General features: G+C 35.1%; 11 protein-coding genes. 9 read left to right on the top strand and 2 right to left on the bottom strand.

The genetic code is table 11. From position 1 onward, the window contains the following. The first annotated feature begins 13 nt into the window (after nucleotides 1–13). From IGI87_RS05675 to IGI87_RS05695, 5 genes are all read left to right on the top strand, one after another. Nucleotides 14–358: an LPXTG cell wall anchor domain-containing protein gene (locus tag IGI87_RS05675; protein ID WP_104853781.1), complete on the top strand. Its 345-nt coding sequence runs from the start codon at nucleotides 14–16 to the stop codon at nucleotides 356–358. Further along, on the top strand, nucleotides 351–2,462 hold the full coding sequence (locus IGI87_RS05680; RefSeq protein WP_438736437.1) for a MucBP domain-containing protein: 2,112 nt from the start codon (nucleotides 351–353) through the stop codon (nucleotides 2,460–2,462). The genes IGI87_RS05675 and IGI87_RS05680 overlap by 8 nt, the downstream gene beginning before the upstream one ends. Nucleotides 2,463–2,647: 185 nt before the next feature. After that, nucleotides 2,648–4,111 carry a helix-turn-helix domain-containing protein gene (locus tag IGI87_RS05685; protein ID WP_438736438.1) on the top strand — a complete coding sequence of 488 codons (1,464 nt, stop codon included), beginning with the start codon at nucleotides 2,648–2,650 and terminating at the stop codon, nucleotides 4,109–4,111. A gap of 351 nt (nucleotides 4,112–4,462) precedes the next feature. Continuing rightward, nucleotides 4,463–5,296 (top strand): ABC transporter ATP-binding protein, encoded by an 834-nt coding sequence (locus tag IGI87_RS05690; RefSeq protein ID WP_104853784.1) that lies wholly within the window; start codon nucleotides 4,463–4,465, stop codon nucleotides 5,294–5,296. 3 nt (nucleotides 5,297–5,299) lie between these two features. Continuing rightward, the gene (locus IGI87_RS05695) at nucleotides 5,300–6,001 is read left to right on the top strand and encodes a hypothetical protein (RefSeq protein ID WP_104853785.1); all 702 of its coding nucleotides are present in this window, start codon (nucleotides 5,300–5,302) and stop codon (nucleotides 5,999–6,001) included. 72 nt (nucleotides 6,002–6,073) lie between these two features. Here IGI87_RS05695 and IGI87_RS05700 read toward each other — a convergent pair whose 3' ends face one another. Beyond that, complete coding sequence (locus tag IGI87_RS05700) at nucleotides 6,074–6,982, bottom strand: LCP family glycopolymer transferase (RefSeq protein WP_104853786.1); 909 nt, start codon at nucleotides 6,980–6,982, stop codon at nucleotides 6,074–6,076. Between the two features lie 276 nt (nucleotides 6,983–7,258). Between IGI87_RS05700 and alsS the strand changes: the two genes are divergently transcribed. From alsS to IGI87_RS05715, 3 genes are all read left to right on the top strand, one after another. After that, nucleotides 7,259–8,911, top strand: coding sequence for an acetolactate synthase AlsS (gene alsS / locus IGI87_RS05705; RefSeq protein WP_002357923.1), 1,653 nt, complete (start codon nucleotides 7,259–7,261; stop codon nucleotides 8,909–8,911). 11 nt (nucleotides 8,912–8,922) lie between these two features. Beyond that, nucleotides 8,923–9,627 carry an acetolactate decarboxylase gene (gene budA, locus IGI87_RS05710; RefSeq protein ID WP_104853787.1) on the top strand — a complete coding sequence of 235 codons (705 nt, stop codon included), beginning with the start codon at nucleotides 8,923–8,925 and terminating at the stop codon, nucleotides 9,625–9,627. A 157-nt stretch (nucleotides 9,628–9,784) separates the two neighbouring features. Then, nucleotides 9,785–10,867, top strand: a complete 1,083-nt coding sequence (locus tag IGI87_RS05715) for a PA2928 family protein (RefSeq protein ID WP_438736439.1) — start codon at nucleotides 9,785–9,787, stop codon at nucleotides 10,865–10,867. A 112-nt stretch (nucleotides 10,868–10,979) separates the two neighbouring features. On the opposite strand, the gene IGI87_RS05720 is transcribed toward IGI87_RS05715, so the two are convergent. Next, a complete protein-coding gene (locus tag IGI87_RS05720; RefSeq protein ID WP_317095518.1) occupies nucleotides 10,980–11,741 on the bottom strand; it encodes a WxL domain-containing protein in 762 nt (253 codons plus the stop codon). Between the two features lie 230 nt (nucleotides 11,742–11,971). Here IGI87_RS05720 and IGI87_RS05725 point away from each other — a divergent pair, with 230 nt between their 5' ends. Beyond that, complete coding sequence (locus tag IGI87_RS05725) at nucleotides 11,972–12,352, top strand: hypothetical protein (protein WP_280211085.1); 381 nt, start codon at nucleotides 11,972–11,974, stop codon at nucleotides 12,350–12,352. The last annotated feature ends 103 nt before the right edge of the window (nucleotides 12,353–12,455 follow it).

Raw genomic sequence — 12,455 nt, forward strand, 5'->3', positions numbered from 1 at the left:
GGGAGGCTTTAAAATGAAAAAAAGAAGTGGGTATCTTGTGTTTATGCTAGTATTCGTTTTTTTAGCAAGTCCTAATAATGTACATGCGCAGCAAGTAGATTCAGAAGTAGGCATTACGTTTTATCAAAAAAATTATAAAGATCAGGTAGTGCCTTTTGAAAAAATAACGCCAGTTAATGAAGCCAAACAACCCAAGCAAGAAACGATTAACTCTGATAAGGGATTAATCAATCAACTTTTACCCAATACGGGAGAAAAACAGCAATTGGAGTTACTAACTATCGGTTTACTTCTTATAAGTATCATCCTGTTTGTAGTGGCCCGAAGACGAAAGAAAGGATGGAAAGCAGATGAATAAGATCGCTAAAACCTCATTTGTTTTTATAATCACGTTGATTGGGTTAGCTTTAGGACCGCAAATCGGTGAAGCAACTGAGTTAGTCAAGAAAATTTCAAATAATACAAAATTGTCTGATTATGGTTACTTTAAGGCCTTGCCAGGTGTCTATACACCGACTTCCCATACTTTTGTCATGCAATCAGGAGCAGAAACAGAAGTTATTCCACTTGAAGGCAATGCGAACAGTAGTCAATTGACAGTTGATGAAAATTCTCCTGCAGGTAGTGCCATGATTCGTAATGTGGGGTGGTATCAAGGCAAAAAAGTCAGCGTTAAAGTTTCAATGTTGAAAAATTTGTCAAGTCGTGCAGGGGGAACAATCTTTTTTGAAAAAGAGCGTTTCTTAACATTATCTCTTCTTGGAGATGTGAAAGTGACGTATGAATTTTTTGATGAAGAAAATCAACCGATACAAATAAAAACCTCTTTCAATACCTATGATTTAAGCAAAAAATACTATTTTGGTATATTTTTCCCATTGGACTTGCTTTATGCATACAATCCAACCAATATTTTTTCTAGAACATGGAATGATGAAAGTGGTGGTTATTGGGTAACTTATCATAATGAAACAGAAACCGATGCCATCAACAGTCAAAAGCAACAGCTACAAATTTTAACTCGACCAAAAGAAAAATTAACGTTTATTTATCGAAATTGGAATAATAATCAGCCATTAGAAATTCCTTATCGTACAGACTTTGTGGCAAAACCTGAGTTTGGCGGGGCTCTGGCAAATTCTTTAATGTTAGAGAAACCGCAACCTGTTAGTGAACTAAAGGCCCAACAAATCATGCCGAATGTTGCAGATGATCGTAAATTAAGCAATTTAGAAGTACGTTTTAACTTAACAAATCTCTTACAATCACAGCAATACGAGCTAGGTGGTATCAACATTCAAAACTTTAATGGTGAAGATGTCACGGCTTTGTTCTCACAAGAGATGCAAGGTGAGGAATTAGTGTTGACTGCCTTACAACCACAAGATAGCCGATTAAATGCCACGACTTTACTTTATACAGTAGCCGTGAAATGGCGTGAAGGTGCTCCAGCAGTCGATAATCGTTTTATTGACACAGAAGGAAATCTGGCATTACCTTATACAATCCAAACAAAGGCCACCAACAGAGATAAAGCGTTTAATCAAGCGACCGAAGGCATGTTGAAAGTGAATTATAACAGCAAGGTGAATCTTCTTTTTGTCGACGAAAATGATCAACCATTGAAAGAGCCAATGACTCAGCCGGGTATTTTAACACAAGCATTTGATGTATCATCTGAGTATCCAGAAATACCTGGATATTATCCAGTGAAAAATCCAGTGGAACAAGATCAAGGAACGTTTCAACAAGAAGAACAAACAATCGTTCATCGGTATCGTAAAAATTTGGAATTTCAATTGAAAAATTCAGGAGAGGCAATACCGGTTTCTCGCTTTACTAAAGAAGCTGAGGTGGCGTATTCTTTAAAACACGAAGCAGGAAAAACGGTTCGCGTAATGGCACGTTTCGGTGGAGAGGAACAATTAGTAAAAGAGTATCCAACTGCACCAGAGACTGTTGACGATCAAGTGAAAATGAAGATACCAGATAATTGGCTTGAACAAGAAGTTGAATTTTATGCAATGAATGAAACTGGACAAGTTTCAAATAATGAAAAAAAGATACTCACTCTGGAAAAGGGGCCGCAATTAAAATTACCTGACGTTCTTTCTTTTGGACAACAAGAAATCCCTGTAAAAGATAGTTATGTCAAGTTACCACAGAAAACGGAACTGATTATCACTGATGAAAGCCAGTTAGATAAAAGTCAATGGAAAGTCAAAGTTAAAATGCAACAAATGATGAAAAATCAAAATAATCAAACATTGTCAAAAGGTTTAAGCTTTATTAAAGAGGGCAAACGGACACCGATTAATGACGTCGAACAAACTATTGCTAGTGGCAGTGGAAGTCAAATGTTGAATTTAGAAAATACACTTGAATTAACTTTAGTTCCAAGCGATGTCGCGGGTAGCTATCAAGGTCAATTAGTTTGGAACTTAGAAGATGCCCCTATTTAAAGCTAGAAAAAATTTCCATTAAACATGACTTAATAATTAAATCAATTGAAATCAAGCACAGGTGCTAAGGAATTTCTTTAGCACCTGTTTTTTTGGGCAAAAATTTACCTCTTATAAAAAGAAAGTCGTATAATTATTATGACTAAGTTATTTATTAAAATTTAAGAATACAGGAGGTTAATAGAGTGCATACATTTTTAACTAAATCTTCTCAAAAGAAAATTCGCCTATTTAATTATCTCTTAGAAAAAAATAAGTGGCGAACTATTACGGATTTAAAAGACTTATTAAATGTTTCTTCCAAATCTATACTGTTATATGTAGAAGAATTATCTGAAATTTTCAAACAATTTAATGGGGAAATCGTACTGAAAAATGAAAATAATCAACGATTTTATATGTATAAAGATGCTAATTTTCCTATCTATAATATTTACTTGCATTACTATCGTCAATCTTATAACTTCAATTTGATTGATTATATGTACAAATACCCAGAGAGAAATTTAGAGGACTATGCAGAGGCACAATTTACAAGTGTCTCAACTGTTTTTCGTTACGCTAAATTATTAGTAAAATATTTCAAAAGATATCAAATGACCTTCCATACATTCTCATTAGAACTAGAGAATGAAGAAAGTGTGATTCGTTCTTTTTACTATTATTTTTATTGGCAATCTTCACACACAGGTGACTGGCCATTTATGATTTCTGAAAACTTAATTGAACGATATATTGAACAATTTGAAGAGGTATACGATATTAAGTTGTTACGTTTACCCAAACGAATTTTTTCTTATTGGCTAGCAATTGTATTAGAACGTGCACCACAAAAAAGAGTGGAATTTTTAGATGAAATTAAACAGGTAGCGGATTCGGATAAAGCCTTTCCGTTAGTAAAAATGTGGCTGCAAAATTGTAATTTATCGTTACCTGAAGAAGAAATTTATTTTTTATATCGAATCATCTGTTCGTTTGGGGTAATTGATGGCAATCCTCGTTATGAAGTTAGTCATGCATTAGCACATAAGTTGCATCATACTGTGTCATACCAAGCCGTATTGCTACTAAATAATGTTACGCGAAAAGACTATCAATTTCAATTGGATTTGTCAGATTCTGAATTGATTTTTAACTTTGTGGCCTTCCATGAGCGAAGTCAATTCTTTTTCGGTAATACGGATTTGTTTTTCAATCAGTCTTATATTAATGAAATTAAAAGACAAAATATGGAAATAGCCCAACTGATGGAGACATTTCGCCAAGACTTACAAGAACAAGCAACAAAAGAGCTACAAGAGATTTTAAAAAATTGGGAACAACTTTTCTTAAACTATTACTATGTTTTAGATTATTATGATTTGCTACTAAAGAAACTGACGCCCATTAAGATTTTAATTGCAGACGATTTACATCATACTCATCGATTATGGTTGATGAATAAAATAAAAAATTATTTTGGCAAAGCTTATCCCATGGCTTTTTATGATTATGAAGCAGATGCATCAGAAGTCGATTTAGTGATTTCTAACTATTATTTTGATACAAAAGGAACGGCTTTACTATTAATGAAAAATATCCCAACAGAACGCAACTGGCGAAATTTAGAGAAAATTCTTTATAAAATAACTCATTGTAATGATAAATAAAGCCTCTCTTTAGCGAGCGTTACTTTTTAACTTAATAACATATTGACTACGATTAATTTTGTTTACTTGCAAAAGCGCCATTGGCTAACAGACAATCTTAGGAGGTTTAGAAACAGCGCTGAAAAATAATTGACGGCGTTGTTTCTTTTATTTTTTTTCCAAATAGCGGATTTTTTTACACTAAAAAATGACTACTTTTCTTGCTATGCTAGTAATTGAAAGCATAGAAAGGAGCGGATAGTAATGGTTGCATTTGGTATGGTAGTAATTAGTGTTAAATTAATAGGGATTGGCTTGTTTTGCTATTACGAACTAAAGGCTGAAAAAAATTGTAGTTAAGGAGTGTTGCTAATGCAATTAGAAAATATTTCAAAAACCATTAATAAAAAAGAAATTCTAACAGATATTTCAATTACTGTAGAACCAGGTGAAATTGTAGGTTTAATTGGTCCAAATGGTGCAGGCAAAACAACTACAATGAAAATTATGAGTGGGTTAATTGTTAATTTTCAAGGTAAAGTCATTGCTCAAGAACGGATTGGTGTTTTAATTGATGGACCTAAATATTTTCCCAATAGAACAGCAAGAGAGAATCTTAATTATTTTCGTGCTCTTTCAAAAGAGAGTTATTCAGTTGATTACGTAGAATCACTATTTGATATGAAAAGTTACGGGAAAAAGAAAGTCAAAGATTTTTCTTTAGGCATGAAACAGCGCTTGGGAATGGCGCTAGCTTTAATTAACAAAAATGAGTTGCTTATTTTAGATGAACCAATGAATGGTTTAGATCCAGATGGCGTACAAGCGACCATTCAGACACTAAAGTACTTAGCAAAAGAGTTACATATCGGGATTATTATTTCCAGTCATATTTTAGGAGATCTAGATAAGTTGTGCGATCGAGCGTATTTTATTAAAAATGGAGCAATTATTCAAGACGTCACTTTAGGAAAAGAAGCATCAGTCTATCAATTTACCTTTAATGAAGAAAACGAAGACAAAGTAAGTGAAATTAGCGCTCTTTTTGAGGGGGTAGAACAAAGAAATCATCGTTGGTTAATTTCGGAAGCAGATTATCCATTATTCCTAAAAGAGTTGGTTTTAAACGACGTCATTCCACTAGAAATGAAAAAGCATGCGCTAAATTTAGAGGACGTTTATTTTTCATTAGCAGAAGGGGAGTAAGAGATGAAAGTAACAGCTGTTTTAAAACAAGATATTCGGCGCAGAATTTTTCGATTTTCTGTTAGCTATCTCATGATGTTTGCCATTTTAGGGTTAGTCCCACCATTTTTAAATTATTTTTTTGGCGATACATTTGATGTAAATGATTATATTAGTTCGATGAATTTTATTAACAGTTTGCTATTACCAATTTTAGTAGTGTCCTTTGCTGTTGACGATCAAGGCTCACGAATTAGTGATTATTATTTTAAAACGAGGCAAGGTCGCCATCTTTATTTGTTCTCGCTGTTGATTTGTGGACTATGTTTGGGCTTGTTAGCAGGATTTTTATTAATCGGTGTTTGTGCTCTTTTAAGTATGGTTCTTTCAGTAGCTATTTCATGGAAAGTGTTGACTGTTCTATTAGCTTCTTATGTATTGTTGCCGTTGTTCTACTTAGTTTTAGCTATAACGGTGTATTTTTTCTTTCATATACAGGGAGTGGCTTTAACGACCTTTAATTTAGTTTTGATGATGATTGTTCCTATATTAATAAATATTGGAGCATCAACCATCGGATTGGGCATTCTTTTGCAGTCTCCTTTTTACATTTTAACATTTTTAGGAATGGGTTCAGGAACGATGAATGAATTATTTTATTGTTTAGTAAGCATACTAGTGTTATATGGAATAAATCATTGGAAAATACAACGAATTGATTTTTGAGTAAGGATAGTTGGATTTAAGATTTTAAAAGCATGTATCAGACGTATTTTATTGTCTGGTACATGCTTTTACTTAGTTATTCAATTGATTTTTTAATTCTTGTTGAACACGATTTAATTCTTGTTCATCCACACGTTGGTAGGAAACACCGTCTTGCATAAAACCAGTCCCTTGAAGTTGGTCTTGTTTCACTTTACCAAAGGCACTGCGATAATCTAAGGCAATTTTTTTCATGTCATCAAAACTTAAATCTGTCTTCATATTATCAGAAACAGCTGTTAAAATTTCTTGATAGTTGCTCACGCTATTAAGACTTAAGATTTTTTGGACAATGCCTTCAATCACTTTTCTTTGACGTTCTTGGCGGCCGTAGTCACCATTAGGGTCTTCGTAACGCATTCTTGAATAGGAGAGTGCTTGTTCACCATCTAATGAAATTTTACCAATCGTAAAATCATATCCGTCTTGAGAAAAAGTCAGATTATTATTCACTTCAATTCCGCCAACCGCATTGACTAATTCTTTTAAACCAGCCATATTAATTGAAACATAATGATTGATAGGGATGTTTAAATAGTTTTCAACTGTATCCATCGCTAATGATGCACCACCAAAAGCATAGGCGTGATTCAATTTATCTTGTTTTCCTTGACCTGGAATATCCACATAGGTATCGCGAGCAAGACTGACTAAGGTTGTTTGCTTGTCACGAGGATTAACCGTTGCAACAATTGTTGTATCCGAACGACCTTGCTCGACACGCCCATCATCGCCTGTATCAATCCCTAATAATAAAACAGAAAAAGGCTCCTTATTGTTTAAATTGACCTGACTTTTTTTAGATCGTTCCACTGTTTCATAGGTTTTATCCATTGACTTAGAAACATCCCAATAAAGTTTTGCCCCCATTCCAACAACTGCAAGAAACAGAACCAAAATAATTCCAAAGATAATGGCAAAAATTTTCTTCCCTTTTGACATATTTTTCCTCCAATAATTTATCACAGATTGTGATTTTTTCTTATAGGTTAATCTTACTAATTTTTAGTGAAGAAGTATATAATAATTGTTGAAAGACTATAAAACTTTAAGATATTTTGGATTATTTTGGCTTAATTTTTTGAAATATCCCAATTCTATTAAAATATGCGAATTAGTATATTACACGTTTTCGAGGTGTTTCATTGTTGATTAATTAGAATTTTAGTGGTATTTTTGTATTTGTAATTAGTACAGAATTTAATTGGAGGTATAACAGTGAGTAAAAAAGGATCAGATATCATAGTAGAAAGTTTAATCAATCACGAAGTTCCCTATATTTTTGGGATTCCCGGTGCAAAAATTGATGGGGTTTTTGATGCATTAGTTGACAAAGGCCCAGAATTAATTTTAGCTCGACATGAACAAAACGCAGCCTTTATGGCACAGGGGATTGGTCGTTTGACGGGAGAGCCTGGCTTAGTTATTGCAACTAGTGGACCTGGTGCCAGCAATTTAGCAACTGGCTTAGTAACTGCGACTGCAGAAGGGGACCCTGTTTTAGCATTGGCTGGACAGGTGAAACGGTCCGATTTGTCAAAATTAACTCACCAAAGCATGAATAATGCTGCATTATTTAGTCCAATAACAAAATTCAGTACAGAAATTCAAGATCCAGAAACATTATCTGAAAATATTGCCAATGCTTACCGCATCGCCAAAACAGCGAAAAAAGGTGCAACATTCTTATCGATTCCACAAGATGTCACCGATAGTCCGGTGACAGGCGAAGCAATTAAGCCTTTGTCGGCTCCGAAACTGGGCCATGCATCAGCAGAAACGATCGCAGCTTTAGCTGAACGAATCAAGCAAGCGAAGTTACCTGTTTTACTTTTAGGAATGCGGGCTTCTGCACGAAAAGTTACCGCAGCCATTCGTGAATTGGTTGCTATAACTGGTTTGCCAGTCGTGGAAACGTTCCAAGGAGCAGGAATTATTTCAAAAGAATTAGAAGAACATTTCTTTGGGCGTGTTGGTTTATTTCGAAACCAACCTGGGGACCGTTTGTTAAAAAGAAGTGATTTAGTGATTGCGATTGGTTATGATCCAATTGAATATGAAGCACGTAATTGGAACGCAGAAAAAGATGCACGCGTTATTGTCATTGATGAAGTTCAAATGGAAATTGACCAATATATGCAACCTGAAGAAGAGCTAATTGGTGATATGTCTAAAAATATTTTGAAATTATCAGAAGCATTTAGTGAGCCAATATTAACAGAAGATGCTCAAGATTATTTAGAAACGCTTCAAGAAAAATTAACGATTAAAGAAGTAAAAACCAGTACAATTGAAAATCGATTACATCCATTAGAAATTGTTCAAACGCTTCAAGAAAAAACCACGAATGAAATGACAGTTACTGTTGATGTAGGGAGTCACTACATTTGGATGGCTCGCCACTTTAGAAGTTATGAACCGCGTCATTTATTATTTAGTAATGGCATGCAAACATTAGGTGTCGCTTTGCCTTGGGCAATCTCGGCCGCGCTGGTTCGTCCGAATACTCAAATTATCTCTGTTTCTGGGGACGGCGGTTTCCTATTTTCAGCGCAAGAATTAGAAACAGCGGTTCGTTTAAAGCAAAATATTGTGCATATTATTTGGAATGATGGTAGTTATGATATGGTTAAATTCCAAGAAGAAATGAAATATAATCGATCCTCTGGCGTAGATTTTGGTCCAGTTGATTTTGTGAAATATGCTGAAGCTTTTGGAGCCAAAGGGGTTCGAGTTCATTCACAAGCAGAATTTGCCGCAGCTTTAGAAGAAGGAATGCAAACAGAAGGTCCCGTGATTATTGATGTTCCTGTGGATTATTCAGATAATCAAGAATTAGGTAAAACATTGTTACCAGATCAACTTTATTAGGAGATGGAAAAATGAGCGAACAATATGTTTATCAACATGGTACGCTAGGCGGTTTAATGGAAAGTTTGATGGCAGGAACGGCAGAAATTGGCACGTTACTCAAGCAAGGTGATTTTGGAATTGGGACATTAGAAGGCTCAAATGGCGAAATTATTTTATTGGACGGTACATTGTATCATGCGAATCAAACTGGCGAAATTACTATTCTAGAAGGCGAAGAATTAACGCCATATGCCGCAGTTACTCGTTTTCAAGAAGATGGCGCATTCCCTGTATCAACGGAAACCGATGAAAATATTAAAGCACAAATTTTAGAAAAAATTAGTCCTAATTTTTTTGCGGCAATTAAAATTAGCGGTCTTTTTGCGAATATGCATGTCCGTGTGGCACCTAAACAAGAAAAACCGTATCCACCATTTGTAGAAGCAGCACGCAATCAACCTGAATTTACAGCGGAGAATATTCAGGGAACAGTTGTAGGGTTCTTTACACCTAAATTATTTCATGGTGCCTCTGCCGCAGGGTTTCATTTGCACTTTATCAGTGAGGATCACCAATTTGGTGGGCACATTCTTGATTTTGGCATTAAACAAGGGACTGTTTCGTGGATGGAAACAGCAGAATTGCGGCAGCATTTTCCAGTTCATGATGCTGATTATCGGAATAAAGAAATTGATATTGCAAAAGCTTTGTCCGCAATTGAAGAAGCGGAATAACTGAATAACAAGGCAGATTTATCCTCGCCCATCCAAGTTGACCCAGTGAGTCAACTTGGATGGGTTTATTGCTGTTCGTCGCTTTTTGTTGTTATTTTTCAATAATAAATAGTATCCTTTTTATAATAAGTAAATAACTTTTGGAAAGGAAGGCGTAATGGACATACTTTATAGAAGTTGGCAATTATCTGGTTGGCTCTATCATGACATTTTTGTCATCATTGTAGCAATTATTTTTATAGTAATTAGTGGTATTTTGATTATTTCCTTAATAAGAAGGCGGAGTACAAGGAGACTGGTTCCATATGTGTTAATTTTGTTGGTTTATCTTGCAGTGGTACATTTTGCTGGTTTAATCTTTTTCGGAATGTTTCGTTCAGTAACGATTGAAGAGAAAAGCGCGACGTTTTATTCTGAAAAAACGAAAGGCTTAACTTCAATTGAGCGAATGATTATTCCAAATGGACGAACAAATGGCATTAGCACCAGTAATTCATTGTTCCAAGTGATTTCTGTTAATAGTAAGACGGGCAAACGAATGTGGAGTAAACGTATAGGTTGGCGTGATTATTTAATTGGTCAAACAGATCAATATGTGGTCTTGAATAATGCTGATGACGAGGCCATTTATTTACTAGATACAAAAACAGGGAAAAAACAGTTTTCCGAAGCGGATTTAGTGAAGAAATTCCCTGAATTAAAAGACTATTTGAGCTCTGATTTCGTTGATTATCGTTTTATGGATAATCGCTATCTCTATATTTATGGATTAAACAATCGATATTATCAATTAGATTTGGAAAATTGGCAGTTAAAACAAGACCCAACCTTCAAAAAAGTCTTTCAAACACAAGAAGCGCCTAAATGGACGGTAGATTCAAATGAGAGTCAAATTGGTCAAGATCTGTCATCGGAAGAACGTGCAACTGTGCAAGGAAAACTAGAAGAGCAACTAATAGCACCAGTCTTATTAGGCAAGAAAGATGAAGCAAATTATTATGTCCTGTCATACAAGAAAAGACAAAGTAATCAAGCCATAGTTGGCTTATACAATTGGCAGAAAAAAACATACGAGTGGCAAACACCGTTGCTTTTAACTAAAGAAAATGTACCTATTGTAGCTTTTCAAGTAGCGGATGCGTTATTCATTAAAGTCCCGCGTTATTTATACAAAATTAACCTGAATAATGGCGATCAAGAGTATCAGTTTGATTACCGCTGGGGTCAAGTGATTCGTTAAATGAAAAGCGGTAAAGCATGCTTAGACAAATAGAAGGAGCAAATAGTTCTTATGATATAAAAAACGCTTAGAAGAGTAGTGATTCCGCTAGTTTTCTAAGCGTTTTTTTATTTTATGCAGGTCCAGAGATTAAATTCCAGATAATCGAACCTGTATATGCGCCAGGAAATAATTGTGAAACAGGGGTTTGAATTGCAAGAGAAATATCGGTCATGCGGCCGCTCCACATTCCTTGTCCTTTTCTATCACCAGCGTTACTCATTAAAGTCGCACCGTTGCCGATAATAATTGGGTTGGTCGGGAAGTCGGGTGCGGCAGGATCTTCTGAAAAATCCAGTCCGTACATTGTATTTGTCATAAAGAAACGCCGTAACGTTTTGTCATAGCGGGCATAGCCGCCTGTTAATTGAAACGTAATGATGCCTAGTAAAGAATGAGCTTCGTTTCGCATGTGTGGGATTTCAGCAGTGACATGCCAACCAGTTAAGGCTCCGCGAACATCCCCCATCCCAAAGTGTCTCATTGTATGAGTATTGCCTGCAGAAGGCCGGATAGGAACTGCGGTTAAATCACCAGAAATCGCTTGGGTTTCAAAAGTAAATTCTTTCGGAATGAAGAGCAAGTCAAAACTAGTGTTAGGATTTTCTAAATCAGGATCAATGGCATCGTCAACCGATTCATCGCCAGGCAGCCCTCCAAGTTCTAGTTCAACTGAAACAGGCGTTTTTCCAGAACGGGTGGCAAAAGAAACCGATGGGTCAAAACTAAAGAGACTGAATACTAGCAACAAGGCTGCAAGTGATTGATAAGTGAGTAGATTTTTTTGCTTCAAGAGAGTTCCTCCTTTAGGTGCTGATAATATAAGTATACGCAAAAGGAGCTGTTTTTATTTATCAGTAATTTACAGGGAATTCGAAAATATTGAGACAGATAGTGTTCAATATTAGTAGAGAAAGATGAGTCGACAATTTTTACTTGTTGATCCTGTCTTTTTTGAGCACAATTCGTTATATCAAGCATGCTAAAATATAAAAGAAATCATCACGTATCACTAATCAAAATGGAGAGGGGGAGAAAATTTTGAGTAAGTGTTTGGGGTTGTTGATGATTTTATTTGTATTATCTGGCTGTTCAGGAAGTAGGAATTCGCAACAGGAAGTCGTTATAGAAAAGTCTGCTAATAATGACAAAGTAAGACAATTTGTTGATCAAAAAAATCCGCATTTAGGCACGCAATTAGAAGCAGAATCTTATACTAAACAGGAAGCGATTGAATTTTTACAAAATGGTTTAGGGATACCAACGAATGACTCGGCGTTTCATTATACGTTTAAGCAGTCAAATAAAGGAAGTTATGTTGTTCAAATTATATCTGAAAAGAATAGTGTTTCGAAAGACAACGAATTGTTCGGATATTATCAGGTATATCAAGATGGTATTATAGTGAAAATGGTGGAAAAGGACCAAACGTTCCAAGAAAATTAAGTGATAAATAAAAAAGTTGACAAAAAACACAAACAGCCTTGTTTGTGTTTTTTTGTTTAATGTTCGTGTTTTATTTTTTGATAGCCTTTTTTGAAAAAACATA

Source organism: Enterococcus sp. DIV1444a, assembly GCF_051712125.1.
In the GTDB taxonomy this organism is placed as follows: domain Bacteria; phylum Bacillota; class Bacilli; order Lactobacillales; family Enterococcaceae; genus Enterococcus; species Enterococcus faecalis.

Coding starts and splice junctions, on each gene's coding strand:
- IGI87_RS05675 (WP_104853781.1), top strand. CDS start 14: ATGAAAAAAAGAAGTGGGTATCTTGTGTTTATGCTAGTATTCGTTTTT.
- IGI87_RS05680 (WP_438736437.1), top strand. CDS start 351: ATGAATAAGATCGCTAAAACCTCATTTGTTTTTATAATCACGTTGATT.
- IGI87_RS05690 (WP_104853784.1), top strand. CDS start 4,463: ATGCAATTAGAAAATATTTCAAAAACCATTAATAAAAAAGAAATTCTA.
- IGI87_RS05695 (WP_104853785.1), top strand. CDS start 5,300: ATGAAAGTAACAGCTGTTTTAAAACAAGATATTCGGCGCAGAATTTTT.
- IGI87_RS05700 (WP_104853786.1), bottom strand. CDS start 6,982: ATGTCAAAAGGGAAGAAAATTTTTGCCATTATCTTTGGAATTATTTTG.
- budA (WP_104853787.1), top strand. CDS start 8,923: ATGAGCGAACAATATGTTTATCAACATGGTACGCTAGGCGGTTTAATG.
- IGI87_RS05715 (WP_438736439.1), top strand. CDS start 9,785: ATGGACATACTTTATAGAAGTTGGCAATTATCTGGTTGGCTCTATCAT.
- IGI87_RS05725 (WP_280211085.1), top strand. CDS start 11,972: ATGATTTTATTTGTATTATCTGGCTGTTCAGGAAGTAGGAATTCGCAA.